The organism is Claveliimonas monacensis, from assembly GCF_014982975.1.
Taxonomy (GTDB): domain Bacteria; phylum Bacillota; class Clostridia; order Lachnospirales; family Lachnospiraceae; genus Claveliimonas; species Claveliimonas monacensis.
Map to the genome: position 1 here is coordinate 46,130 of NZ_JADCKL010000012.1, position 24,693 is coordinate 70,822.

A 24,693-nucleotide genomic window follows, 5' to 3' on the forward strand; every position below is an offset into this window, starting at 1 on the left:
TGTAAGGCCGCCATTTTCACTTTTATGAATGAAGATTTGGAACGAAAGGAGAGAAGTTTACTTGAAGAAAAACTGGAAAACGAGACTGACTGCAGGATTTCTGGCTGTTCTGCTTGGCTGCTCTGCGCTTCTTAGTGTACCGACGGACACTGCATATGCGGCAGCATCACAGAGCCAGGAAAACTCCCAGGCAGAAGATCTGACCATCGAGAAAGGGGAAACGTTTGACATTGCCAGCGATTTTACCGGGATCCATACAGAGGAAGGGGATAAGGTATCCTATGTTGCCTCCGCTGATGAGGATGGAAAAGCCTTTGATGCGGACCGGCCAGGAACTTACGACTGTATTTACCGGGTAGAAAAATCGACAGGTGAAACCTATGAAGTGGTCCGGACGATCACGGTCAGCAGTAACGCAAAAGAGAACAGCACTCCTTCGTCCCAGCAGAAGGAAGATAAGGATGCTTCGTCAGAAGATGAGGATCCTGACCCTGCCGGGGCGGAGATTGAACTAGACGGCGTAACGGAAGAGGATGGCTTATATCTGTCCGTTGTGCCTTCCGCCCTTGCCTCGACAAGGGAAAGTGCAACCCTGGTACAGGGCGAGCGGATCTGGTATCCCAGTGATCTTGGATCCTACAGCACCTGTTATTTCTATGTCAATGACCGGCTGGCATACTGTATTGAATCGAACTTAAATTCTCCTCCGTCAGCGGACTATGTAGCAGGGATTTATGAAAGCAACTTAAATCTTCAAAAAGTCTTGTACTATGGTTATGGAGGCCCGGGAGACTTGACCGGAGATTACTTAAGCGGCTATAGCAATGACATGAAGTACATCATGACCCACCTTGCTGCCAGCGTGGCTTATGCAGGAGAGGACGTAGGATTTACCGGCTGTTATGAGAGCGGGATTCAGAAGTATAAAGTCCGGGAATATATCCAGTTCCTTTACGGTCAGGAGGCACCGCCGAGTGCAGCCATCAGCCTTTCCTCTACACAGGAAAACGCCTATCTGGAGGGGGATGTGCAGAGAACAGATCCTATCACATTAAACGGGGATCACAGAAACTATATCACCCTGAACCTTCCGACGGGTGTCACCTACCATGATACAGACGGCGGTGAGCAGAGTGGAGGAACAGTAACGATTTACGGAGGAACCACGTTCTATTTTACCGCAGCAAAAACGGTTCATGGAACATGGAATACCGGAAACTTAAGCGGGCAGATCGGAGCCCAGTGGAAGACACTGGTGGTTTCCGCAGGAGACGGATACCAGGATGTCGGTTATGGCGAGTTCTATGAGGAACCGAGCGCCAGTGTCAGCTTTTCCATCAAATGGATGGATTTCTCCTGGGTGGAAGTGATTAAGGAGGATGCCCAGAGCGGAGTCCGCCTGGCAGGAGCAGTGTTCGGAATCTACCGGGACGAGGCATGCACAGACCTGATCACAGAGATGCCGGCGACAGACGAGAACGGCGCATCAAAAGCAGAGCTGAATATGGGAGACGGAACGGTTTACCTAAAAGAAATCTCTGTTCCGGAAGGCTATAAGCTGAACACGTCTGTTTATAATGTGGAACTTAAAGTTGCAACAACACAGACAGTTACGGTGACCAACGAGGAACAGAAAGGGAAGATCGTGATCCGGAAACAGGGAGAGAAGTTATCTGGAGTTTCCGGAGAAGAGGGAAATCTTTCTTTTATCTATGAAAATGCAGCTTTTGCGGATGCCCAGTATAAGATCTATGCGGCAGAGGATATTTACAGCCAGGATAAACAGACCCTGATCCATCATGCGGGAGATCTGGTAGAAGAGCTGATGACCGGGGCCGATGGAAGCTGCGAGACAGGGATGCTCTATCTGGGAAGTTACCGGATCGTGGAAATAAAAGCGCCTCATTCCCTGACGATCGGAGAATCTGAAGAAGAGCGCACAAAGGATGTGACCCTTTCCTATGCCGGTCAGACGGTGGAACTCTCAGAGGAAGAGGCAACCTATACGAACGCACGCCCGAATGTGGAAGTCAATATCGTAAAGAAATCCGAGAACGATGATGTGACATTAAAAGGCGCTGTCTTCGGGCTGTATGCGGCAGAGGACATTACAACGGCAGATGGTACCGTACTTGTAAAATCCGGGACATTGATTCAGAGCGTGGAATCTGATGCGGATGGCAACGCAGCGTTTACAGCAGACATCCCCGTTGATTTCCATTATGCAGTAGAAGAGATCCAGGCTCCGGAATATTACTATATGAGCAGCGACCGTTATGAGTTCTACTATGAGTATCAGAATGACACAACCTACACCTATACCTTCGCCCACACTTTTACAAACAAGGAGGTGCGGGGTGAGATCCATATTGAAAAGATCGACAAGGATACTCAGTCTTCCGTATCCCAAGGGGATGGCGATTTAGACGGTGCGGTTTACGGGCTGTATGCTGCAGAAGATATCCAGCACCCAAACGGCAAGAGCGGGACTCTTTATGAAAAGGATGAGCTGGTGACCCAGGGTGTGATCGAAGATGGAGAACTGGATTTCACAGACCTGTATCTTGGAAGCTACTATGTGCAGGAGATCTCTGCACCACCTTCCAATGCCTATCTGATCGATGAGACGAAATATCCGGTGGAGGTTTCCTATGAGGGGCAGGAAGTGGAAATCGTACGCCGGGATGTGACCGTGGTGGAGACGATTAAGAAACAGGCGTTCCAACTCATTAAGATTTCTGAGGATGGTGACCAGACGGAAACAGACCTGTTAGAAGGGGCCGGGTTTAAAGTGTACCTGATCAGCTCTTTGAGCGGAGTGAAGGATGGAAGCTTAGAGCCGTCCAATGGCACAGAATATACTGCAGAAGATTTCATTGGTTATGATTTCAGTGAGGAAGAGTGCGCTTCCTACTATGAGAATGGGGAAAAGATCGTTACGGAAGAGATGTTCAGCGATAAGAACGGATATGTTCTTTCCCCGGAACTTCCCTATGGAAAATATGTCGTAATCGAATCTACAGTGCCGGAAAACATGAACGGGATCAATCCATTCCTCGTGACGATTGACGAGGACAGCAGAGAGCCGCAGCCATGGCGTGTCTTCGATGACCGTCCCTATGAATTCTACTTTAAGATCATTAAGAAGGACGCCCAGACCGGGCTGCCGGTATTAAAGAACAGTGCGAAATATAAGATCTATGATATGGAAAATGAGGAATACGTATCTATGAAGGTACGCTATCCGGAAGTGGATACCATTGATACGTTCGAGACGAATGAGGAAGGATACCTGCAGACACCGGAGCAGCTAAAAAGCGGCACCTACCGGATCGAAGAGGTGGAAAGCCCCAACCTGTTTGTACAGCCTGGGCATGAAAACGCCCTGATGGATGGGGAGACATCGATTCCGCTCAATGAGGTCACAAATGCAGGCGTCTATGAGGGAGCTCCGAGGGATTCTATTACCATCAAAGTAGACAGCGAGACTGCTCATGAGGTGGAAGAGGATACCGGAAAATACATCATCGTGGTGGAAGTCTACAATGATGAGGCTGTAGGCAGCCTGACGATTGAAAAGACCGGTGAAGTATTGGTGGATGCAGAGACAGCAGGGGAGCCAATCCTTGCAAAAGCCCGTAATGTACTGGCCGGGATTGTAAATAGTGTGTCCAATCTGGTTACCGGAGAGGATGCCATGGAAGTTGCAGAAGGCTATTCCTTTATTTACGAGGAACAGGGGATTGCCGGAGCAGAATTTTCCATCTATGCAAGGGATGTCATCTACTCACCGGATGGTCAGACAGATGAAGAGGGAAATCTGGTGATCCGTTATGAAAAGGATGCCCTTGTTGGATCTATTGTAACAGGCGAGGACGGGAAAGGGACTCTGAATAACCTTCCGGTAGGAAATTACTATATCAAAGAGACGAAGACAGGGGATTCCTTTGTTCTGGATCCGGAAGAGAAGGATTTCTCGATCACCTATCAGGGGCAGGAAGTTGCTGTAGACTATGTGACAAAGGAGATTGAGAACCAGAGACAGAAAGTGGATCTTTCCGTGGTAAAAAAATCTTCTCAGACTGAAGAACCTCTTGCAGGCGTTGTATTCGGCCTGTATGCGGCTGAGGATATCACCGGTGCAGATGGAAGCGTTCTTGTGGAAGCAGGGGCTCTGATCGAAAAGGGAACCACCGGGGAAGACGGTACCCTTGCCTTTTCTTCTGACCTTCCCCATGGGAAATATGAGATCCGGGAGATCGAACATCTGCCGGGCTATCTGCCAAATGAGGAACCGATCGAAGTGGATGCTTCCTATACAGACCCGGCTCTGGAAGTGATCGAGATCACAAAGGAAGTGGAGAATCAGCCTACGGTTACAGAGATTACGAAAACGGATATTACCGGGGAAAAAGAGGTGGAAGGAGCCACGCTCCAGGTGATCAATGAAGCCGGAGAAGTGGTGGAAGAATGGGTATCCACTGCAGAACCCCATGTGATCTATGCCCTGGCACCTGGGAATTATACGCTCCATGAAGTGTCCGCACCTACAGAGGATGGTTATGTTCGTGCAGAGGATGTAGCATTTACGGTTGAAGAATCTGGAGAGGTCCAGCAGGTTTCCATGCAGGATGACCATACAAAGGTGGAGATCAGTAAGACAGATATAACTGGGGAAACGGAAGTGGAAGGGGCGCACTTACAGATCATCAACCAGGACGGAGAGGTTGTAGAGGAATGGACCTCTACAAACGAGCCTCATCTGATCGAGTATCTGCCGGTAGGCGAATATACCCTGCATGAAGAAAGTGCACCTACGGAGTCCGGTTATGTGCGTGCGGAAGATGTGACGTTTACAGTGGAAGAGACTGGTGAGATCCAGCAGGTTTCCATGAAGGATGATCATACAAAGGTGGAGATCAGTAAGACCGACATTACCGGGGAGCAGGAGATTGAAGGAGCGCTTTTACAGATCCTGACACCGGATGGAGAAGTGGTAGAGGAATGGACTTCCGGAAACGAGCCTCATTACGTGGAATACTTAGCTCCTGGGGATTACGTACTCCATGAAGAATCTGCTCCGGAAGGATTTCTGATCGCAGCAGATGTAGAATTTACCGTAGAGGAATCCGGAGAAATCCAGCAGGTTTCCATGGTGGATGAAGTTCCCATGGGCCAGCTTGTGATCAAAAAGACCGATGCAGCAGACGGATCGGCTTTGGCCGGCGTAGGATTTACCCTGACGAATCAGGAAACCGGAGAAGTGGTGGCGGAGCTGACAACAGGCGAAGATGGTACAGTGACCAGTGATCTGCTGCCTATCGCAACCTATGCGGACGGCAAGGTGGCTGGGGACATTACTTATATCCTGACGGAAACCAAGCCGTTAGAGGGCTATGTGGCAAATGAAGAGTCCTATGAGATCACTTTCAGTTATCAGGATGCCGAAACAAAAGTGATCGAAGTGGTACAGGAGATTACCAATGAGAAGACACCGGATGCTCCGGAAGAAGTAAAGACCGGAGATAATACTATGCTCATCATTCCAGTGATTATTGGAATCCTGGCGGTGATCGGAATCATCGTTCTGATCATTCGGATCCGGCGCAGTAAGAGATAAGAGGAATATCTGTAAGTAAAACAGGGATCAAATAAGAAACATGAAGTCTGGCAGAGAAGCAGGCTACTAGAATAGTATAGTCTGGAGCGGCAGTGTACTTTTTGGGTATGCTGCCGCTCTTTTTTTGATTGGAGGCAGAGGATGAAAAAAGAATATATATTGCTGGGAGTTTTAGTGGCTGTTTTGCTGGCAGCAGGGATCTGGATCTTTCAGATAGTAAGCGAATACCAGAGGGCGGATCAGGAATATGAGGAACTGACGGAATATATAAGAGAAACAGACGAAGAGGATACGCCTCAAGAGGATAAGACAGAAAATGAAGAAGACGAAGAGACAGAGGGATCCGGCAGTGCGGAGGACTTTACCGTTGATTTTGAAGCATTGAAACAGATCAATTCGGATATTGTAGCATGGATCCGTGTACCTGGAGTCTTGGACTATCCTGTAGTGCAGGGAACAGACAATTCCTATTATTTGCATCATACTTTTCGGAAAGAGTATAACATTGCCGGGAGCATTTTTCTGGATTCCAGAAATGCGTCTGACTTTTCGGATGGAAAGAATATCATTTATGGTCATAACATGAGGGATGGGAGTATGTTCCATGTGCTGCGTAAGTTTCAGGATCTGGATTTTTATCAGGCAAACCGGCAGATTTGGCTTTACCTGTCCGATGGTAGTGTGCAGGTCTATGAGATTGTAGGGTGTGAAGAAGTGAAGGCAGCAGGAAAAACATATGAGCTGGGGAACGGTAATGAAGATGAAAAGGAACTGATTCTGTCTACCTGCAGCTCAAGGTCAGAGTGGAGAGTGATTGTTAGAGGAAAACTAAAACATCATTCATAAAAGGGGCAACTTATGCCCCTTTTATAATAGAATGGTTGAGTGAAGCTGGATTTAGAGATTGAAATCCGTCTCCCAGCAGTCAAAAGCGGTAATAATTTTTTGTTCAAGTGATAAATTTTCATTTTGGTTTAATTCTTTATTCGGAATACGTATTTCCTTAGGGGGACATAATGCAACAAAATCGTTATAAATTTTGATACCGACAACATCAAATTCATTATGGAAACGTTTATTTCCGAAATAATAGTCCTTATTCTCTTTATTGGGACAGGGCTGATTTTTATTATAGTCAAAAACTTGAACATGGAAGAATAATTCGCGGTATAAGGGCTTATTAGATAAAATATATATCAAGTCTTTCATATCCTGTATGTCGTCTGTTTGATAGTTCTCTTTAATAGCCTGGTTGATTTTTGTGACATATTGTTTAGCGGTTTCTAAATATTTATCGTAAGATTCACAATCATTGTGTCCAGTGGCTTTCTCTAGTGCGATTAGTAATTGAAATACGGAAAAGTATCTAAGGAGTTCCCGTTTGTTGTCATATACAGATTCAACATTTTTTTGGATATATTCTACAAGGTCATATAAAACATCTTTTCTAGAATTATAAAATTCGGGTAATGTCAGTCCTTCGTAAAAAATAATCTTTTTAGAAGATATCTCAAAAATAGAATGATCCTCAAGATATGGGCCTGGTGGAAGAGGAATGAAAATATTGTTGTCTTTGTTCAATTGTAATATCTCTATTAAATCTAAAACAGTCATAAAATAATCCTCCCAGTTTTAGTATTTGTTATTACTTTTCTATAATAGCACAAGTAAGGACAAGAAACCATTAGAATTTATGGCTTTCGGATTGTTCCGGATTGTTTTGAAAAGTCGCTTGTTTAGATAAAAAGAGATGATAGCGGCTACGCTTTTTCTAAAAAAACATAGAGTGTTTTATGGATTCGTACGATAATTCAGCAGAATAATACACTTATTAAATTTTCGTAAAAAACCTTATTTTTGACATATAATTTTATTACAAAGAAATACAAAACAAGTAAGAAAAAATAGCATTAAAACTATTCTATGACATGGACTTTGAGAAGAGAGAACGGTATTTTTTGTACTAAGTAGATAGTTTATATGATATTAAAGAAGAGGATTAAAATGAGATTTAGAAAAAAGATGAACAACGAAAAAATGTAAAAACTGTAAAATATGCAAAACTAGAAATTATTTTATCGTCTCATGTTTTGTATCGCTAAAAAAGAATGTAGGAGGTGTTTTATGAACGAAAGATATAAAATAACAGGTTTAATTAGAGCCGAAAAATTTGGTGGGCTATATTATGAGCGAGATAGATTGGTTATTGAACTCCTTAACAATAGCAGTTTTGAAATTATGGATTTAATTGGCAAGGGTTATAGTGTTAAGGAAACAATTGAAAGAATTACAAAAAAATATGATGTCGATTATTCAAGAGTAGAAGAAGACGTTTTAAAGTATATTTCTTATTTAGAAAAAAGTGGATATGTAGTATCGGAAAGTTCAAGCGACAATAGTAATGCAAGCGTTTATTTGCAAAAGAGCAAAGAACACACTTTGGTATGGCAAGACTTTATATTAGGTATGGAACCATATGAATTAAGAGCACCATTAAAAGTATTATTGGAGCTTACATATGCTTGCAATTTAAGATGTATACATTGTTTTGCCGATGCTGATTATTGTAAAGAAGGTATGACAATAGAGAAAGAACTAGGTTATGAAGAGTGGTGCAGAATAATAGATAACATTGTGAAAAATGATGTTTTTGAAATTCTTCTTTCAGGTGGAGAAGCCACTATGCGAGATGATTTAATAAAAATATGTGAATACATTCACTCCAAGAATAGAACATATAGCTTGTTGTCAAATGCTACTTTGATTGATTCAAAAATGGCGAGAGAATTAAAAAGGACAGGCTGCTCAAAAGTTGAAAGTAATCTTGATGGCCATGATGCAAAATCATATGAGGCATTTCGAGGGGTTAAAGGTTCTTTTGAACAAACAATTAAAGGTATCAAAGCCTGTCTAGAAGCAGGTATTCCAGTAAGATGCAATGTAATGGAAACCAAAAAAACAATTTTCAATTTAAAAGAAATAGTAAATGTTGCATATAAAATAGGTGTGCGAGAAGTTTGTGTAATTCCGTTGGAATTAGGTGGACGTGCAAAGAACTTAAAAGAAATTTGCTTTCAAAAAGGCGATTTAGAAGGCCTAAATAGCTTTTATGAAGATGTTAATCAATGGTTTGATAAAAAATACGGCAATACAGATATGGTACTATTTACTCCTAATCAATTTTCAAAGAATAAAGAGAGTAAATACACTAAGATTTTTGATATTGCCGGAATGATGCCTCGATGCGGTGCTGGTTTGATACACTGTACTATAAATCCATATGGTATCGTTAAGATGTGCCCAACAGATCATTCTTTACTTATAAATGAACAACTAAATATTTTACATGATGACTTGGGTAACATATGGAAAAATTCAAAGGTGCTGAAAACAATCAGAGGCAATAATTTTAGAAAATGTGTCCATTGTGATCAGGTATGTGAAATGGAATGCCCTGTAATGCGGAATGAATTAGAAGGTACACTCAATTATAGTTGTCATATGGGGGATTAATAATATGATAGGAAAAAGAATAATAACACAGGAGGATATTAACATTTTTTTGAATGATGGTCTTAATTCTCCGTTTAAAATTCCATCAAAATTTTCCGCTCCAATTTCACTCATATGGGAAGTGACAGGAAATTGTAATTCAAATTGTATTTATTGCTCGGGTAGTTTCCCGAAACATATCAATGAAATGAAAAAGACGGATAAAATAAAGTTGGCAAAAGAAATCTGTGATATGAAAGTATTTATGATTTCATTATCTGGAGGTGAACCTTTGATAAGTCATGATTTATTGGAACTTGTCAATATCTTTATAGAAAATGATGTTTCAATAATGATCTGCACTTCTGGATATAGGATAAATTATAGCATTGTAGATGCGCTATTGAGATTAAAGAAAGTCTCTTTTAATATATCTATAGACTCTATAAACGATGAAATCAATGATTTTCAAAGGGGACGTGTGGGTGCATTAAAGGGAGCGCTAAATTTAATTGAGTATATTAGAAACAATGAATTAACAGATACATTTATAAGTATAGAATCGGTTGCAACAAGAAAAAATTATTCCGGTATGACTGATTTGGTTGAATATTTTTCAAAAAATTGCAACGTAAACGAAATTAGAATTCAGCCTGTAGTAACAATGAATAAAGATGTTGTTGAAAATGAGTTAGAGATTAGCAAAGAAGAGTTCAAAAACTGCATGATAAATGTAAAAAAATTTATTGAAGAATATAACTCAGTTGTTAGCGAGCCGAGCGAGGGATATATATGTGTTAGATTTGTAGATCAATTTAAAATGATAAAAAATGGGTTGGAAACAGAAAGAACATGGGGCGGCATCATTACTCCCCAAGGCGAATTTTTGCTCAGCGTTTATTTACCCAGCAATTTAGGTAGTGTATTTGAACTTGGAACCTTTAGAGAAACTTGGAATAAAAAGTTTTCTGATGGGTGGAAAATACTAAAAAAGGACAGTAATTTAAGTAATATTAATTGTGTTTACGATTTGAGAAAATTGTATGTAGATGTTTTATAAGGAGGTTAATTGTGAAAAAATTTGTGAACATTTTTGGAAACATAAATAACGACAAAGATATAATTGATGCTGCAGATGATTTCGCAGATTTAAGTAAAGCTAAACTTATACCTGATGAAGGATTTGATGCACCATTGTATGTCATGTGGGAGTTGACAAGTACTTGTCCAAACAAATGTATTTATTGTTATAATGATTCTCACAATAAAAGAGTTAATGAACTTAGTAGGAAAAGGAAATTTGAAATTGCAGATGAATTAATAAATGCAAAAGTTTTTCAAGTGTGTTTAACTGGTGGAGAACCTACATGTAGTAGTGAATATTTTGATTTAATGAGATATTTGCGATCTAATGGGATTGAAATTGGAACTATTTTAAGTGGTGCAAATCTAGATAGAAAAAAAATCAGAAAAATTGCAGAGTATGTTAATATGATTCAAATTAGTCTTGATGGTTCAAAACCTGAAATTCATGATTTTGTTAGGAATAGAAAGGGCTCATTTGATGAAGCAGTTAATGCAATTAAAGGTTTTGTTAAACTAGGAAAACAAGTAAGGGTATCTTTTGCTACTACAAAATATAATATAGATGATTTTAAGAATACAGTCGAGTTGTGCAAAGAATTGGGAGTGGAGTCAGTAAGAACTCAGCGATTATCTATTTCTGGCAGAGTAAAAGGAAACGAAGAAGCAATTTACGCCACTGAAAAGCAGTTTGAAGAGTTAGAAAAATATATTTATTCAAAAAAAGCTCCTATACAAATTGAGTACAGAAGCCCTGCTGAGCATATAGAGTTTGGTATTAAAAATGGATATGCAACAGTTATGAGAATTACTTCGGATGGACTAGTAGGAATCACCCCATATATTGATGTATACTTTGGAGATCTAAATAAAGAATCTTTTAATGACGTATGGAGAAAGATGAAAAAAGGATGGCATAATGAAGTAATGCTCTCATTAGCTAAAGAAATGAATTCAAGACAAAATGGCACATTATTAGATCCGTTAACAGAAAAAATATTTTTATAAACTGAGAGGAGTGTACTAAAAATGTATAGAAATGAAATCCCTAAACTTATAAATATAAAATGGAGATACGAGGGTGGTGGACAGTTCATAATATATCAACACCCAATAACAGGTATGCTGGATATTCTCAATCCTGTAGCCAGTCAAATTTTTGTGAATTGTGATGGTACAAAATCAGTTAATCAGATTTGTAAAAATCTCTGTGAAGAATACTCAAATATTGACCAAAAGATTATTGAAGAAGATGTTAGTCGGTTCATTAATTATTTAGTGAAAGAGGATTTGTTGTTTTTAATTTAGGGAGGAAGAATATGAAATTTATAGAGTTGAAACATTCTGATATTAATTCTGTTTGTTCATATATTACACATGCTTTTAGTAATAATCGCCAGATATTATCTATGTATAACAATGAAGATATTCTAGAAATGAGAATCAAAAACAAAATTGAATGTGGGATTGTATGTCAAACTGATACTGATATAGCTGGTGTTATAACAGCAATTACTACTAACAAAAAAAATTACTGGGCAATAGGGCTTTTATTTGTGAGCGAAAAATATAGAAACAAAGATATAGGAAAAAAACTTGTTTCTCACCTTGAAAGAGCCATTTCGGAACAATATAAAGCAAGGTATAAAGTGAATGTTTCAGTAAGTGCTACGAATCAACCTGCCTTATCAGTCTTTAAATACAATGGCTATAATATAGAAGGAGAAATGAAAGGGCTAATACCAGAAGATGATATGATCGTTTTTGGGAAAATTGTTGATTAAAATATACAATACGGAGGCGTTGCATATGGAGAATCTTAACTATATTTGGCTTTTTGTACCTGTTATTGTAATAAATTTAATATTAGTAATTGTTTCATTGAGGGATTTATTTAAAAATCGTAGAGTGAGATATGGCAGTATTGTGATTTGGATATTGATTATCCTATTTATACAAATAATAGGTCCCATTCTTTACTTGACTATCGGGAGGGATGATTAATGAAATTACACGAAGAGCCTGTTTTGATAGCTAATGGCATAACTAAAAGCTTTAAGGGAAAGTGTGTAATTAAAAATGCGTCTTTTAGTATCAAAAAAAATTCTATTGTAGGTCTTGTGGGAAAGAATGGTGCAGGGAAAACAACACTTATGAGAATCTTGATAGGATTTTTGAAGGCTGATAGTGGTAGTGTTTGTATTGATGGCGTTGTGAGAAAAAATAATACTAAAACAAGTGGAATAGGTTACCTCACAGATGTTCCAGTATTCTACGAATATATGACATGCTTTGAATATCTATCTATGTGTGCAGGACTATTGGGAATTGAAAACAGTAGAATTGGGTCTGAAGTAGACCGATTTTTAAAGTTAGTAAATCTTGAGAATAGTAAAGATAAAAAAATAAAGGGATATTCTAGAGGGATGAAGCAGCGATTGGGAATAGCCCAATGTTTGATTGGCGATCCTAAATTAATTATTTGTGATGAACCCATGTCTGCACTTGATCCGATAGGACGAGAAGAAGTGGCTGATATCTTTAACAATATAAAACAGGATACGAGTATACTGCTCTCCACCCATATTATGAGTGATGTAGAAAAATTATGTGATGAAGTAATTATTTTAAAAGATGGCAATTTGACGAAAATAGAATCCTTAGATGAGGTGGAAAAATTTTCGAATAAAAGCAAAATTTTAGAAATTGATTTTACTGGCTGCAAAAAAGATATCATTGATAATTTTGAATTAATAATTAAAAATAAAAAAATTACGTATGAAAGGATATACAAAAAATTTAGGATAAATAATCTTAGCGATCAAATCATTGCTGACATATGTGGAATATTCTGCAACGCAAATGCAATGTTAATGTTTCCACGAAGTATCAATATAATTGATAAGGAAATTGACGAATTCTTTTAAGGAGGTATTACTTTGAACGAGCTATGCGTTTTGCTAAAAAAAGAAGTAAAAGAGTATATTCGTAAACATAAGATTTTGATTATATTATCAGTCTTTATTTTGATTGGTATAATCTCTCCTTTAGGAACAAAATATTTAGGTGCTATATTGCAACAGCTTTTGCCTAGTGGATATGAAATCAAATTTAGATCTCCTTCAGAAATAGAAGCCTATTTTCAGTTTTTTAAGAATATTTCACAACTTGGTTTGATTATTTTTATTTTCGCAACTGTAGGGATAATGTCAGATGAGTTTGAAAAGAAAACAATAATTAATATATTATCAAAAGGCATAAATAGAGGTACTGTAATACTTTCTAAATTTGTTGTAACATCGGTTATATTTCTCTTAAGTTATACTGTCAGCATTATGGTGTTCAGATATTATACAGGTATATTTTGGGGAAACAATATACGCATAGGAGTTGTTATATATTCAAGTATTTTAATTTACTTTTATGGTGTTCTTAATATATCAGTTAACATTTTTTTTGGAACTATTTTTGAAAATAAGATTCTTACGCTAGTTGTTTGCTTTGCTTTTAATATAATTCAGATGTTTTTAGGAATTTTTCCACAAATAGCAAGATATTTACCTGTTTCTTCATTATCTCAATGTGTTTATATTGTAGAGGGTAAAATTGATATTTATGAGACAATTCCAGCACTACTTTCTACATTATTTTTTACTGCCTTATTATTGATTATATCAATATATTTATTTAATAGAAAGGAAATTGATCAATGAAATATCTTCAAAAAGAAAAATCAATAGAAGTAAAAAATCTTGTAAAACAATTCGATAGAAAAGTAGTGCTTAATGGAATTTCTTTTGAAGTAAACAAAGGTGAAATATATGGCTTTTTAGGACCTAATGGTGCTGGGAAAACTACGCTTGTTAAAATCTTGAATGGACTTATAAAGCCGGATGAAGGCTATGTCGAAGTATTTGGCATTAGTCCTGTAAAATATCCGGATAAGGTTCATGCTAAAATAGGAACTTTGACTGAGACAGCTAATATGTATAAATATCTTACAGGATTAGAAAACTTAATGTTTTTTTCAAAAATATTTGGCATGAATGATATGCAAGCCAAGGAAAGATCCTTGGAAGTTCTTAAGATGGTAGATATGTATGATGAGAAAGATAAAAAAATAGAATTTTATTCAACGGGTATGGAAAAAAGATTATCCTTGGCAAGGACTTTTTTGCATAGTCCTAAAATTGTAATTTTAGATGAGCCTACTACAGGATTAGATCCTGAAAGCGCTAAAAATATAAACGTTGCAATAAAAAGATATGCTGAAGAGAATGAAGCTACAGTATTTTTATGTACTCATCAATTAAGATATGCCCAGGATATATGCACTAAATACGCATTTATTAATAATGGTAATATAATATGCATAGGTGAGTTAGGTGACATAATAAAAAAATATAAATTTGATAAGTTTATATATATTGAAGCGGAAATAAATCATAACCTTGAAGAGTTTAATCTTACTAAGCTAAATGGTAATGAGTATAGGGTTATTATGAAAGATAAAGAGCAGGTATCTAAAATAGTAGAAAGAATAGTGTTAAGTGGTGGTAAAGTTTATAGCGTCAGAATACTTGAACCTAGCTTAGAAGATGTTTATTTTAAACTGATTAAAAGAGGTGGGGCATATGAGCAATTTAGCTAATGAAATAGTCAAAAAAGATATTTTTTCTGTTCTAGGTAATAAGAGGTTAATTTGTCTTATATCGCTGGTGCCTGTCATATTAACACTTGTTATGCCTAGTATACTAATAATATATGTTGCCAAATCTAATATTGAATTAGATAGGTTTTATAGTGTTCTTAAACAACCCATAATTGATAGTATGGAAAACTTTACAAAGTACGAGCAGAAAGAACTTATCATAGCATTTTTTATTGATAATATTTTACCGATATTTTTTTTACTTATACCTACAATGAGTTCTAGTATTATTTCTGCAAATTCTTTTGTTGGGGAAAAAGAGAAAGGTACTTTAGAAACATTATATCTTTCCCCAATCAAAGTACAAGATATATTTATAGCTAAGGTAAAAGTTTCAATAATTTTTAGCATGGCTTTGAATATTATAGTTTTTTTTGTAATGTGTATTGAGCTAAACATTCTATTAAGTGTTCTTGGATTTCAATATTTTGTTCCTGGTGTAAGATGGGGAATATTACTATTAATTACCAGTTTAGCTATAACGATTTTATCCACAACATTTGTAATTAAAAGTTCAAAGAAATCAGAGACTGCAGAAGAGGCGCAACAATCGGCTGTCTTTATAATACTTCCTATAATGGCTTTAGTCGTAGGACAATTTGCTGGATTAATATTTATCAGCGATTTACTAGTTATAGTTGTAAGTTTAGTATTATTAATTTTTTCTTTGGCGATGTTAATTCGTGCGTCGAGTAAAGTTGACTATAATTGTTGATGCTTTAAAACATCATTTTATAGTAAAATACGTAACTGAATTATTTATTGTAAATTCTTTTTTGTTTAGCTTTCTTTGGATTAAGAATAATAAATAATGTTAGTTAGAGTGGAGGAGGTGAAAATATGACTAAGAGAGAGTATGTATCGCCTGCTAGCTTAAGATTGTCAAGTGTTGACAACGAATATGGCGCAGCTATAGGTGCAGTAGTACTTTGGGTAATAGGTGCTGTGTTTGGTTGGTTAGTAACATAGGTCGTTTTCTTTTATATAATCTCATTTGTGGTGGTTTCGTTTATGGCACTATATATCATAAATAAAGAAAGCCGAAACCATTATTGCAAAAAACAGGGAGACTTTCTATGATCTTTTACGTCAATAATTTTAAGTTTATATGGTAAATCATACATTTAGCTTATTATTTGGTCGCCGACGACGGCGACCGGTTTTCATTTGTTTTGGTATTGCATAACTCTGGCAGCCGATCGGATCAGGGAAGCAGTTCTTGAAATGCAAGGAGCAGACTCCAACAACCTTGTTCTATTCCAGGTACAGCTGATGGGAAGTTTGAAAGTGATATGTAAATGTACTGTATTGTTCCTTGTAGCCATAAAAACGGCAGTGGACGCAATCTGGTGAATATTACGGTGCGGCGGAGCCGCCAGTCCTGTGGCGAGAGTCACCTGTCCGGACTAACGGAGCCACATGTTTAGAGTTACTTGGCATGGGCAGGATCCAAGCCATATATCTCTCTCATGGAAAGGCCTTTCGATGGATCAATGCTCTCAATGTTGATTTTATATGAATCGTAAGAAATACGATCCATAATGGTATCTGCAAGATTGCTCTCACCGCTGCAGACCTGCTGGTACCACTCGCTTTCCCGGAACTAGGAGCAGAAGATGATCGATGACTTCTTCCTGCGTTTGTGGATCAGCTCGAAAAGATTTCTGGCTTTGGACTCGGTCAGTTTGAGCAGGAGCCATTCATCAATGATCAGCAGGACTGGCTTGGTGTATTTCTTTAGTACACTAGAAAAAGCACCGGTATCTCTGGCTGCCTGGAGATTAAGTGACAGGTCTGGAAGCCGGACATAATTCACGGTGTAATAGTGTTCACATGCCTCCATACCAAAAGCGCATACAAGATAAGTCTTACCACTTCGTGTGGCACCGGTAATAAAAATGTTGCGGAAAAGCGAAAGTTAGTCAATGCGTTTCATGACGCATCGGCGCCTTTCGCAGAAAGGCGGAATATAAAAATGAAAGATAATTACTCATTACATATTGCGGAAATACTTATAGAGCAAAGGAAAAAAGCCGAAAAATCACAAAAAGAACTGGCAGAGTATTGTGGTGTATCAAAATCCTCTGTATCAAAATGGGAAAATGGTACATCTCGTCCCAGTATAGATAAGCTTCCTAAAATAGCTGATTTCTATAAGATAACTATTCAAAAATTACTAACTGGAAACAATACAAATATCAATTAATTGTGGAAGATATTAAACTAAATATATTTTTAAACCATTTAACATTTAAAAGCGAATCCCCCCATTACCCAGCATTAGAAAATACGCTGAAAAAAATAGTGTGGCTTCAAATACAGTTGTTAACACACTTCACTTACTAAGAGATAAAGGTATTGGCATTGTCAATAATTGCATTACCTGTGAAAAAACAGGATATCGTAAAAGTATGATTTGACTATATTACAATCATATTGCTTATTGGTATGGCGAGAACATTTGGAATTAATTTGTTAGGATATTTTATGTTTCAAGATTATAAGCTGATGATGCATATAGTGGCTACATTGGGTGTATTGCTACTAACGTTGTTTTTACTTTCTATACTGCTCATGAGATCATATTTGTCAGGTGCAAATGCCACATTTATAGCTTTAACGGTATTTATCATTATTGTGTAGTCATAACTTTTATTGCAGATCGGTTGAAAATTAACTTGGCAGGAATTATAGCAGATAATTTTTCCATTGCTATATTGGGCACTATAATCTTTGTGGTATTTTTCTATTTTTGCTCTCAAAGTTTCTATATGGGCATTTTCTAAAAATTATGATAGATAAAGATGATTATATTTAAGAGGTGACAAATGAAAAATTTATTATTTACTTCAGAATCAGTAACAGAAGGACATCCGGATAAAATGTGCGATGCAATTTCAGATGCAATCTTAGATGAATTAATGAAAAAAGATTCAATGAGTCGAGTGGCCTGTGAAGTGGCAACTACTACAGGACTTGTATTAGTAATGGGAGAGATTACTACAAGTGCTTATGTCGATATTCCCAAGATTGCCAGAGATACAATCCGGGACATTGGATATACAAATGCAGATTATGGATTTGACGCAAATACCTGCAGTGTGATCACCGCAATTGATGAACAATCTCCGGATATTGCAATGGGTGTAGATCAGGCACTTGAGGAGAGGGATACTACCAGCGGATCAGAAAAAACATCTTCTGTTTTAGGTGCCGGAGATCAGGGAATGATGTTTGGATATGCCACAGACGAAACACCGGAATACATGCCGTATCCGATCGTCATGGCGCATAAATTAGCAAAAAGGCTGACAGAAGTAAGAAAGAATGGTGTACTTCCTTATTTACGGCCGGATGGGAAAACACAGGTTACAGTCGAATATGATTCGGCAGGCAGACCTCTGCGGGTAGATACCGTGGTAGTGTCTACGCAGCATGACCCTGAAATAACGCAGGAACGTCTGCATGCGGATATAAAAGAGCAGGTGATTGTACCGATTATCCCAGAAGAAATGATTGACGATGAAACCAAGATTTATATTAATCCTACCGGAAGATTCGTCATCGGAGGACCTCATGGGGATAGTGGATTAACAGGACGAAAAATTATTGTAGATACATACGGCGGATATGCCCGGCATGGCGGTGGAGCTTTTTCTGGAAAAGACTGTACAAAAGTAGACCGTTCGGCAGCATATGCGGCCCGTTATGTGGCGAAGAATATTGTAGCAGCAGGTCTTGCAAAAAAATGTGAGATTCAGTTGTCCTATGCGATTGGCGTTGCACAGCCAACCTCTATTATGGCCGATACCTTTGGTACAGGGATTGTTTCGGATGAAGAATTAGCAACAATGATTTCAGAGCATTTTGATCTGACTCCAGAAGGCATTATCAAATCACTTGATTTACGCAGGCCGATTTATAAACAGACAGCAGCATATGGCCATTTTGGAAGGACGGATGTTGAACTGCCGTGGGAAAAGATTGATAAGGCGGATGAATTAAAAGCAGTTTATCAAAAGTAGTGAAAAGTGGCTGATAGTTGACTTTTGGCTTTCGTTCTATTACCAAAGTATTATAGATGCTTGCAGTGTCTGCAATCTGGAGAGGGACTTTCGAGAATCTCCCTATTTTAGTTTCTTCTAAAATATCGTAAATAATGTTTTGATGTATATTATTTAGAAAAAAACATATTATGGGAATCAACGAAAAGGCGGTGGCTTCGAAATGATTAGTGGAGAATACCCCAACTCAAATTTTCCTTCAAATGTAAAAGTTTTGAGCTAGGGTATCCTCCGATTGAAAAGTGTTGAGTGTGTGATTCATTATGATAAATTGCCATTTGAGTCACAACTAAGCACGACTTCTTTATTTATAGTAGCAGCAGGCAATGGCCCATAATACAGTTTGGCGGTAGCTTTACCTTTTGCTTTGTTTCCGCTATAACTGCTACTTTTATTACTGATTTTCCAGTATTGATTATAGGATTCAGCTTTTACGCTTGCTGAAGTACATTTGCTCGAACTCCCTGTGTATGTAAAGGAACCGGTCACAGAAACATACCATAAAACCTTGCCATCAGCTTTATAAGTAGTAGTTTTGGTGCCGGTTTTGGTATTGTTTGCTCTAGTATTGATTTCAGTATTTACATAGATAATTGTTTCAAAATAAGACCCATCATCAAGATAAGTAGTTTCTTTAGATAAAACCCGCTGGGGAGCGGCTGCATCGGCAACAGCAATAGAAGAAAAGCTAAAGAATAGAGTTACAATTAAAAGACATAATACCTTCTTTTTATAATTCATTTTTTCACCCCTTACTCACTTATTGTTGTGCTAATTGCATCTGGAATAGCTTGCTCTACTTTTTCACTTAGTCCATGCAAAAAAATAGTATATAATAATAAGACCAAAAATAGTAATAATACGCAAAATAAAAGAATATATTTTTTTATGTTTTGTTTTTTTATTGCAGTTGAGGTTTCGATGAAGTCTTGTGCATCCATATATTCATGTAATACTTCTTGCGGCGAACCGAATTCATTTACCAGATCTTCAAAAGTACAATGCCTTCTAGTATTTGAAAATTCAATAAGACTATTTTTGAATTCTTTTAAAAACTTTGCTTCATAGTAAGATTTTAGTGGGAAAATTGCTTTTAAAATACGATAATACTCTTTTACACAATTATTTCGCATATTTAAGGCCATCCTTTGAGCACTTATAGTTTAATAAAGCAACTATTCCTTCATGAACTTGCGTATAAGCTGAAATTAGTTTATCTAGTTCTTTTCGCCCTTCTGCTTCAATGTGGTAATATACACGTTCCATTCGCCCATTTCCGTTTTGTTTATAGGAAGAAATGAGATTTCTCTCTTGTAACCTATAGAGAATAGGATACATAGAAGGCTCCCTTACAATTATCCTACCACAGGAGATCTCTCTGATGATTTGTGTGATTTGATAACCATAGCAATCTTCTTCAGAAAGGACTTTAAGTAAAAGCATTTCAATAGACCCTTTTTTAAATCTGTCTCTATAATCCATAATTTGTTAAGTAGACTGTGTCTCAAGTCTCGACTTTTCACCTCCATTTATATTAGCAATTTTGTGATGAGAGAATTAAGCTCGACCTTTTCAAAGAACTGTATATGCCAGATTCGGGTATACAACGCCGCGTTCTACGCTCCTCCATTTTCTTATGGTATAGATAGAAATTAAAAGCACTGAGTAATGTTGAGTATAATAATGTCAAAATTATAAATTTTAGGTGCTCTGCCTTTTTACGCTGTTTACATTGGATACCATGAATTACATTAGAAGATTATAGATTATGGCACAACTATTTCTTATAAGCTTGAATTTCTCTTCACGACATATTTAGTAATGTGCTGAAATACACTTTCTAAAGTTACTATAGCATAAAATATAATATTGTGAAATATAAATTAATATAATATATAGTAGACAAATATATTTAGATATGGTATCTTTTAAATAGGATAATAGTGATCAGTTAAAGTCTAAAAAATCTCATGTATTTGAAATAGGAGGCGAGTCCAATGGGAACTAGAACAGAAGAAGGAGTATGGTAAACCCTAGAAATATTCTCTGGCTGATATGATTTATTAAAAACAGTTTTTGGCACAGGATTTTCAATGGTAATCAGGAAGAATATTTTCTTTATTGAATGTTCGTATTAATATAGGTAAATTTTCCATCTTTTCTTTCGTCTATCCTACTAAATGAATGGATGGAAGATAGTTGTTGCTAACACCTCAACATTGTACCGAAGTAGTAAGGCTGTTTTAGCTTCTTGGTAACTTTAGGGATTATCTATAAGGAAGATTGATTTTTTGATATACATTCTTGAATGTATTTTACTTATTTTGTTTCGAATATAATAAGAGAATCAGTATTTTAGGATACTTACAAAGATATGAACTTGTTGTTACCTATTTAAAAAGGGATGGATAGTTTTATTACATTTATACAATAGCTAGGTTCATGTAACTTTATTTCAATGTTGTAAGGGGGAAAAGAGAATGAAGAAAAGAATTAGAAATTTAGTAGTTACCTGTTTAATAATATCTATGTTGAGTCCATGCTTTGGTGTAACAGCATTTGCAACATCAGGGGAAAACACAGATATGGATGATCTCGATATACTAATCTCTGCCCACTATTTTTTAGATTCGGATAGTTACGGGGAAAGTTTTTGGTCGGATTCAATATCAGATATCGATATAGTTCCATTATATAATACTAGCGGAAAAATTACTGCTTATTATGTAGAATTGGCAGAAGGGGGATATGCGGTTGTTAATAATAATACAGAAAATCCAACCACGATTGAATTTGGAGAGGGAAACAATCCACTAATTCGTGAAATTTTGGATAATAATAGTAATCCTCATATTATTTATAATAATCCACTATCTCTTTATGACGCAAACAATACAACTATGACGAGAAGCATAAGTGATCAGCCGGATTTATATGATAATTATCCTGATCTGCAAGTGAAAGATAGTAGCTTGGCGTCTATGCTTTCGGAGCAAAAGGATATTATTGAGAGTACTCCTCATATAGTTCCATACGGTGATGGTGATTATGGTTTTATTAATTGGAGCGATATGCCTTCAGGATCTTATACTTCTGATAATATTCCGTATTCTGGTACAAGTTGGGTGATTACAGGTGACTTTGACGACATAGCAAGCGATCATTGTGGCGCAACAGCAGTAACTAATCTTGCCAACTATTTTGCAAATCAAGGATACTCAAAGTTGAAAAAGAGTAGCAACCGGAACACATTTATCGCAGTACATAATATTGTAGGTAACGGTCCTGTCATGACAATCGCAGATAAAGCGAAAAAATATTTTTCTAATTGTGGATATACTTTACAGTATAGTTCTGTCGGAACATTTACAGGGATTAAAGATGCAACCAAAAAGGATAGACCTTGTGGTATTCTGTTAGCAGACGGAATAGTGAAGTGGCACTGGATTCTTTCTGTAGGATACAGGGATTACAATTCCGGTGGTGACTATATACGAATTATGGATGGATGGAATAGGAATGTCAATAGATTCTATAAACCGGGATCAGGTTCTTTATGGATTTCTGCTACTCAATATTGGATTTAAAGATGATCGCTATTAGAAAACATAAAACATATTCATTGATTACTACTATTGTAATATTCTTTGCCCTGTATTTTGTATCTAAAATATATTTACAAGACATGTATTTATTTGAATGGACACAAAGACATTATTATTTAGGTATGTGGATTATTGCAATAGGGCTAATATTAGGCAATAGAATTTTAATTTCATTTTCTATTAGTGTTGGGAATTTTGTTGGTATACTATTAGGTCAGTATGTGGGAGACTGGATAAAGGAATTAACAATGTCACAAATAGTTTCAGGCATGGATCCAGAGACAGTATATCAATTACAGCATCATCCAGGAGTAGAAATTTGGTTATTAACAATAGGGATTTTTTTCTTGATTGGTGCAATTACAACTTTAATTTGGAAAAGAAAAATAACATCTACTTCGTAACAACATATTTCGAAGTAGAGTATACGGAAACCGCTGCCTCATAGATGAATTCATCGTCTATGGGACAGCGGTTTCCGTATACTCTAATCACTATAAAATGTAGAAATAAGCGACTGTAATTTCTTTGTCAGCTATCATATTTCCGACAGAGAAGTGATTAAATAAAGCATCGAAGATTTTAGTTCTTCATGTAAAGCTTTCTACGTTACTTTACAATTGATCTTCACGAAAGCTAATGATATGTTAACGCGGACATCTTCTCCAAAACACTATTTAACAATTTCACCTTGTTCATCTAGTTCTCATCTCTGGAAAGTATACGGTTTACAGTGTTCTTTCATAGCATTGATAACCGCTTCCAAATAGTTTTAAAGTAATGCTATTATTTGTATCTGCATACTTCCAACTAAACTGTCCCATGTTTCGATTTTTCTCCTTTCTTTGCGTGTAATCAGATTACAGTAATGTTTATCATTGTACTCTCTGCATTCTTTTGACATCTGTTGCTGTCTTCTTTTAAAGAGCCGGAGATACAAAAAGACACCGATTACTCTTTCAAATAATCAGTGCCTTCCTGTATTATTGGCAATGTATTTTTTAGAATTTAAATCCCGACGTATGGTATCAGAATAAAAGTTTCTTAACCCTGCTATAGTGCTGAGTTATAAAAATACAAATAAAGTATAGACTTTGCTCCCGGTAATGTCAATAAGTTACTGAGAAAAGTCCTGAAGATTACTGAGAAAAGTCCTGAAGATCTGAAATAATAATGAAAATTGTACTTGGATTCACCTGAGATTTTTTTATGCATACAATGAAGAAAAAAAGGAAAAAGACAGATTGAGAGCAGATTCTTATAAGATTGCTGTGATCGGCGGTGACAAGAGACAGGTGTATCTGGCACGTATCCTTGCGAAGAAGGGTTATGAGGTCGCTGTATATGGACTCTGTGAAAGAGTGCATGATGAAAGAATACGGGAGGCGACATCATTGAAAGAAGCTTTGAAAGAGGTGGATGCTGCTGTAGGACCTGTGCCTTTTATTCGGTCAGGGAAGATTACGGGGGCGTATGAGGTTCCGGATATGAATGTAGAAATGCTCTTTGATGAGTTGCCAGATAATGCAGTCTTTTTTGCAGGGAATATCCCAGATGAGGTGAGAAGATATGCAGAGGGAAAAGGACTCAGAGCATGTGACATGATGATAGATGAACTTGTAGCTGCAAGAAACGCCGTTGCTACTGCAGAGGGGGCGGTTGCTGAAGCAATCGCAAGAAGTCCTGTCAACCTGACAAAGAGCAGATGTCTTGTTCTTGGTTACGGCAGGTGCGGAAAAATATTGATGCGACTTTTGAAGTCTTTCTTTTGCAATGTGCTTGTTTCTGAAAAAGACAAGACAAGGGCTGCAGATGCATTTGTACTGGCGGACGGCATTGTGTCCGAAGCCGAGCTGTCGGATGCGGTAGGAAATGTTGATTTTATTTTTAATACAGTGCCTGAGAGGATCCTGTCAGAAGAGAGGCTCCGACATATAGGGAAGAACACATGGATCCTTGATATTGCGTCGGCACCAGGCGGTGTGGATTACAGAGCTGCAGAGGCTCTGTCAGTGAATGCTGTCCTGCTGCCCGGGCTTCCCGGCAGATATGCGCCTGTTTCTTCCGCTGAGATTCTTGCTGATTTTATAGAGAACCAGATCAGGCTGCGCTGAATCT

At 37.2% G+C, this 24,693-nt stretch carries 23 protein-coding genes; 18 read left to right on the top strand and 5 right to left on the bottom strand.

Annotated features, from left to right (window positions below):
* The first annotated feature begins 61 nt into the window (after positions 1 to 61).
* Positions 62 to 5,620, top strand: a complete 5,559-nt coding sequence (locus tag INF30_RS12275; protein WP_226395415.1) for a SpaA isopeptide-forming pilin-related protein — start codon at positions 62 to 64, stop codon at positions 5,618 to 5,620.
* Between the two features lie 141 nt (positions 5,621 to 5,761).
* Positions 5,762 to 6,466, top strand: coding sequence for a class B sortase (locus INF30_RS12280; RefSeq protein ID WP_226395416.1), 705 nt, complete (start codon positions 5,762 to 5,764; stop codon positions 6,464 to 6,466).
* 51 nt (positions 6,467 to 6,517) lie between these two features.
* Here INF30_RS12280 and INF30_RS12285 read toward each other — a convergent pair whose 3' ends face one another.
* On the bottom strand, positions 6,518 to 7,234 hold the full coding sequence (locus INF30_RS12285; protein WP_226395417.1) for a hypothetical protein: 717 nt from the start codon (positions 7,232 to 7,234) through the stop codon (positions 6,518 to 6,520).
* A 510-nt stretch (positions 7,235 to 7,744) separates the two neighbouring features.
* Here INF30_RS12285 and INF30_RS12290 point away from each other — a divergent pair.
* From INF30_RS12290 to INF30_RS14660, 11 genes are all read left to right on the top strand, one after another.
* Positions 7,745 to 9,133 (top strand): PqqD family peptide modification chaperone, encoded by a 1,389-nt coding sequence (locus INF30_RS12290; protein WP_226395418.1) that lies wholly within the window; start codon positions 7,745 to 7,747, stop codon positions 9,131 to 9,133.
* Positions 9,134 to 9,137: 4 nt separating this feature from the next.
* Positions 9,138 to 10,172, top strand: a complete 1,035-nt coding sequence (locus INF30_RS12295) for a radical SAM protein (protein WP_226395419.1) — start codon at positions 9,138 to 9,140, stop codon at positions 10,170 to 10,172.
* 11 nt (positions 10,173 to 10,183) lie between these two features.
* The gene (locus INF30_RS12300; protein WP_226395420.1) at positions 10,184 to 11,203 is read left to right on the top strand and encodes a radical SAM protein; all 1,020 of its coding nucleotides are present in this window, start codon (positions 10,184 to 10,186) and stop codon (positions 11,201 to 11,203) included.
* Positions 11,204 to 11,224: 21 nt separating this feature from the next.
* Positions 11,225 to 11,503, top strand: a complete 279-nt coding sequence (locus INF30_RS12305; RefSeq protein WP_226395421.1) for a PqqD family protein — start codon at positions 11,225 to 11,227, stop codon at positions 11,501 to 11,503.
* An 11-nt stretch (positions 11,504 to 11,514) separates the two neighbouring features.
* Positions 11,515 to 11,979, top strand: a complete 465-nt coding sequence (locus INF30_RS12310; RefSeq protein ID WP_226395422.1) for a GNAT family N-acetyltransferase — start codon at positions 11,515 to 11,517, stop codon at positions 11,977 to 11,979.
* A 25-nt stretch (positions 11,980 to 12,004) separates the two neighbouring features.
* Entirely contained in the window at positions 12,005 to 12,199 is a 195-nt protein-coding gene (locus tag INF30_RS14920) for a PLDc N-terminal domain-containing protein (RefSeq protein ID WP_226395423.1), read from the top strand.
* A complete protein-coding gene (locus tag INF30_RS12320; protein WP_226395424.1) occupies positions 12,199 to 13,122 on the top strand; it encodes an ABC transporter ATP-binding protein in 924 nt (307 codons plus the stop codon). The genes INF30_RS14920 and INF30_RS12320 overlap by 1 nt, the downstream gene beginning before the upstream one ends.
* A 12-nt stretch (positions 13,123 to 13,134) precedes the next feature.
* A complete protein-coding gene (locus INF30_RS12325; protein WP_226395425.1) occupies positions 13,135 to 13,908 on the top strand; it encodes an ABC transporter permease in 774 nt (257 codons plus the stop codon).
* The gene (locus INF30_RS12330) at positions 13,905 to 14,846 is read left to right on the top strand and encodes an ABC transporter ATP-binding protein (protein WP_226395426.1); all 942 of its coding nucleotides are present in this window, start codon (positions 13,905 to 13,907) and stop codon (positions 14,844 to 14,846) included. Before INF30_RS12325 ends, INF30_RS12330 begins: the two co-directional genes overlap by 4 nt.
* The gene (locus INF30_RS12335; RefSeq protein ID WP_226395427.1) at positions 14,830 to 15,621 is read left to right on the top strand and encodes an ABC transporter permease; all 792 of its coding nucleotides are present in this window, start codon (positions 14,830 to 14,832) and stop codon (positions 15,619 to 15,621) included. The genes INF30_RS12330 and INF30_RS12335 overlap by 17 nt, the downstream gene beginning before the upstream one ends.
* Positions 15,622 to 15,746: 125 nt before the next feature.
* On the top strand, positions 15,747 to 15,875 hold the full coding sequence (locus INF30_RS14660) for a hypothetical protein (RefSeq protein WP_264176922.1): 129 nt from the start codon (positions 15,747 to 15,749) through the stop codon (positions 15,873 to 15,875).
* Positions 15,876 to 16,509: 634 nt separating this feature from the next.
* Here the strand turns inward: INF30_RS14660 and INF30_RS12340 are convergent.
* Positions 16,510 to 16,806, bottom strand: coding sequence for an ATP-binding protein (locus tag INF30_RS12340; RefSeq protein ID WP_226395451.1), 297 nt, complete (start codon positions 16,804 to 16,806; stop codon positions 16,510 to 16,512).
* Positions 16,807 to 16,881: 75 nt separating this feature from the next.
* Here INF30_RS12340 and INF30_RS12345 point away from each other — a divergent pair, with 75 nt between their 5' ends.
* Positions 16,882 to 17,112, top strand: coding sequence for a helix-turn-helix domain-containing protein (locus INF30_RS12345; protein WP_226395428.1), 231 nt, complete (start codon positions 16,882 to 16,884; stop codon positions 17,110 to 17,112).
* Between the two features lie 622 nt (positions 17,113 to 17,734).
* A complete protein-coding gene (gene metK / locus INF30_RS12350) occupies positions 17,735 to 18,931 on the top strand; it encodes a methionine adenosyltransferase (protein ID WP_226395429.1) in 1,197 nt (398 codons plus the stop codon).
* A gap of 300 nt (positions 18,932 to 19,231) precedes the next feature.
* Here the strand turns inward: metK and INF30_RS12355 are convergent, their stop codons facing one another.
* Genes INF30_RS12355 through INF30_RS14870 form a run of 3 tightly spaced genes read right to left on the bottom strand, consistent with a single transcriptional unit; the run spans position 19,232 to position 20,452 of the window.
* Positions 19,232 to 19,711, bottom strand: a complete 480-nt coding sequence (locus INF30_RS12355; RefSeq protein WP_226395430.1) for a hypothetical protein — start codon at positions 19,709 to 19,711, stop codon at positions 19,232 to 19,234.
* Positions 19,712 to 19,722: 11 nt separating this feature from the next.
* Complete coding sequence (locus INF30_RS12360; RefSeq protein ID WP_226395431.1) at positions 19,723 to 20,103, bottom strand: DUF6120 family protein; 381 nt, start codon at positions 20,101 to 20,103, stop codon at positions 19,723 to 19,725.
* Positions 20,093 to 20,452, bottom strand: a complete 360-nt coding sequence (locus INF30_RS14870; protein WP_311136021.1) for a PadR family transcriptional regulator — start codon at positions 20,450 to 20,452, stop codon at positions 20,093 to 20,095. Before INF30_RS14870 ends, INF30_RS12360 begins: the two co-directional genes overlap by 11 nt.
* A gap of 998 nt (positions 20,453 to 21,450) precedes the next feature.
* Between INF30_RS14870 and INF30_RS12370 the strand changes: the two genes are divergently transcribed.
* The 3 genes from INF30_RS12370 to INF30_RS12380 all read left to right on the top strand — a co-directional run bounded on the left by INF30_RS12370 (position 21,451) and on the right by INF30_RS12380 (position 24,689).
* Entirely contained in the window at positions 21,451 to 22,557 is a 1,107-nt protein-coding gene (locus INF30_RS12370; RefSeq protein ID WP_226395433.1) for a hypothetical protein, read from the top strand.
* Positions 22,558 to 22,559: 2 nt separating this feature from the next.
* The gene (locus INF30_RS12375; protein WP_226395434.1) at positions 22,560 to 22,979 is read left to right on the top strand and encodes a hypothetical protein; all 420 of its coding nucleotides are present in this window, start codon (positions 22,560 to 22,562) and stop codon (positions 22,977 to 22,979) included.
* A gap of 867 nt (positions 22,980 to 23,846) precedes the next feature.
* Positions 23,847 to 24,689, top strand: coding sequence for a dipicolinate synthase subunit DpsA (locus INF30_RS12380; protein ID WP_226395452.1), 843 nt, complete (start codon positions 23,847 to 23,849; stop codon positions 24,687 to 24,689).
* The last annotated feature ends 4 nt before the right edge of the window (positions 24,690 to 24,693 follow it).

Excerpts from the sequence above, each read along its gene's own strand:
- INF30_RS12345 (WP_226395428.1), top strand. The coding sequence starts at position 16,882 with ATGAAAGATAATTACTCATTACATATTGCGGAAATACTTATAGAGCAA.
- INF30_RS14870 (WP_311136021.1), bottom strand. The coding sequence starts at position 20,452 with ATGGATTATAGAGACAGATTTAAAAAAGGGTCTATTGAAATGCTTTTA.
- INF30_RS12330 (WP_226395426.1), top strand. The coding sequence starts at position 13,905 with ATGAAATATCTTCAAAAAGAAAAATCAATAGAAGTAAAAAATCTTGTA.
- INF30_RS12335 (WP_226395427.1), top strand. The coding sequence starts at position 14,830 with ATGAGCAATTTAGCTAATGAAATAGTCAAAAAAGATATTTTTTCTGTT.
- INF30_RS12280 (WP_226395416.1), top strand. The coding sequence starts at position 5,762 with ATGAAAAAAGAATATATATTGCTGGGAGTTTTAGTGGCTGTTTTGCTG.
- metK (WP_226395429.1), top strand. The coding sequence starts at position 17,735 with ATGAAAAATTTATTATTTACTTCAGAATCAGTAACAGAAGGACATCCG.
- INF30_RS12290 (WP_226395418.1), top strand. The coding sequence starts at position 7,745 with ATGAACGAAAGATATAAAATAACAGGTTTAATTAGAGCCGAAAAATTT.
- INF30_RS12295 (WP_226395419.1), top strand. The coding sequence starts at position 9,138 with ATGATAGGAAAAAGAATAATAACACAGGAGGATATTAACATTTTTTTG.
- INF30_RS12320 (WP_226395424.1), top strand. The coding sequence starts at position 12,199 with ATGAAATTACACGAAGAGCCTGTTTTGATAGCTAATGGCATAACTAAA.
- INF30_RS12375 (WP_226395434.1), top strand. The coding sequence starts at position 22,560 with ATGATCGCTATTAGAAAACATAAAACATATTCATTGATTACTACTATT.
- INF30_RS14920 (WP_226395423.1), top strand. The coding sequence starts at position 12,005 with ATGGAGAATCTTAACTATATTTGGCTTTTTGTACCTGTTATTGTAATA.
- INF30_RS12370 (WP_226395433.1), top strand. The coding sequence starts at position 21,451 with ATGAAGAAAAGAATTAGAAATTTAGTAGTTACCTGTTTAATAATATCT.
- INF30_RS14660 (WP_264176922.1), top strand. The coding sequence starts at position 15,747 with ATGACTAAGAGAGAGTATGTATCGCCTGCTAGCTTAAGATTGTCAAGT.
- INF30_RS12355 (WP_226395430.1), bottom strand. The coding sequence starts at position 19,711 with ATGAATTATAAAAAGAAGGTATTATGTCTTTTAATTGTAACTCTATTC.
- INF30_RS12310 (WP_226395422.1), top strand. The coding sequence starts at position 11,515 with ATGAAATTTATAGAGTTGAAACATTCTGATATTAATTCTGTTTGTTCA.
- INF30_RS12305 (WP_226395421.1), top strand. The coding sequence starts at position 11,225 with ATGTATAGAAATGAAATCCCTAAACTTATAAATATAAAATGGAGATAC.
- INF30_RS12285 (WP_226395417.1), bottom strand. The coding sequence starts at position 7,234 with ATGACTGTTTTAGATTTAATAGAGATATTACAATTGAACAAAGACAAC.
- INF30_RS12360 (WP_226395431.1), bottom strand. The coding sequence starts at position 20,103 with ATGCGAAATAATTGTGTAAAAGAGTATTATCGTATTTTAAAAGCAATT.